Here is a 1,478-nt window from a genome sequence, read left to right on the forward strand (position 1 = left end):
ACCATAAACTGGAACAATTACACGAGGTGGCCAATATGTTGCCACAGAAACAAAATTGGGCTGCTATTGCCGCCATCATCGACCAAATGGTTTTACAGGCCATCAATACCGATGCCGCAACTGAAGCGCTCATCCAGCTTGCACAGAACCAGATTAACGAAATTGACAAATGAGTATTGACATCAAATATAAACCCCAACTACCAGATACCAAACAGCCTATCATTATTATTGGGGCAGGGGGAATAGTGGCAGATGCGCATCTTCCAGCCTATAAAATTGCTGGTTTTGAAGTGCATGGTATTGTAAACCGGACGAAAGAACGGGCACAAAAATTAGCTGATGTTTTTGGTATTCCAAACGTTTATGACTCTGTTGATGAGGCGGTTAAACTTGCTCCAGCAAATACAGTTTACGATTTAACGATCATGCCTGAGCAATACATCGAAACATTAAAGCAGTTGCCCGATGGAAGTGCGGTGTTAATTCAAAAACCCATGGGCGATGATTTTACACAGGCAAAAGAAATTCTCGAACTCTGCAGAACCAAGAATTTAAAAGCGGCTATAAACTTTCAATTACGTTTTGCGCCATTTGTAAGTGCGGCAAAATACATCATCGATAAAGGTTTAATCGGCGAATTATATGATATGGAAGTTCGCGTAACGATTAAAACGCCGTGGGAGATTTTTCCGCATGTAATTATCCACCCTAGGTTAGAAATTCAATACCACAGCATTCATTATATTGATTTGATCCGGTCATTTTTGGGTAATCCTGAGAGTATTTTAGCAAAAACCTTAAAACATCCGGCGAAAAGTTTGTCATCATCTCGTTCTACGATCTTATTCGATTATGGAGATACGATGCATGCGGTAATCAACACCAACCACGACCACGATTTCGGTCCAAATCATCAGGAAAGTTATATTAAATGGGAAGGAACCAAAGGCGCCATTGTGGCTAAAATTGGCTTATTGATGGATTACCCGCATGGCGTACCTGATGTTTTTGAATACTGTATTGTACGTTATTGTGAGACAGGGAATAAGCGAACCGAAGCAATCTGATTCACTATGTCTTGGCCAGACGGGCTCTTTTCTTTTGATCGCAAAAGACCAGCAGAGCTAGCTTGAATGCAGTTGAAAACATAAAAGCCCATGAAAAAACAAAACTCCCGGCTTAAAATTTTTCTTTTAAAGTTTCTGCTTAGGCTAGGGACTGCAATCCGAAAAATTTATTAGGCCGGGTTGAAGTAGAACGTAGGCGTACTACTTAGGCTTTATTGGATGGAAATGCCAATGTAAAATTTAAGGTGCAATAAAGGTTGGTTGAAGGGCTAACAATTAAAATGATATATCGTCCTCGTTTGTTACGAGGATGCACGAGATAAGCGATTGTATCGCTATAAATTAAAAACTATGTATTTCAAATCAACATTTTTTGAAGATTATCAATTACAGGATAAACGTGTAACAC

At 39.6% G+C, this 1,478-nt stretch carries 1 protein-coding gene; it reads left to right on the forward strand.

Annotated features, from left to right (window positions below):
* The first annotated feature begins 169 nt into the window (after positions 1-169).
* Positions 170-1,069 (forward strand): Gfo/Idh/MocA family protein, encoded by a 900-nt coding sequence (locus tag AC1DND_RS28465; RefSeq protein ID WP_477586279.1) that lies wholly within the window; start codon positions 170-172, stop codon positions 1,067-1,069.
* Positions 1,070-1,478: the final 409 nt, after the last annotated feature.

Source organism: Pedobacter sp. 01N416, from assembly GCF_056399685.1.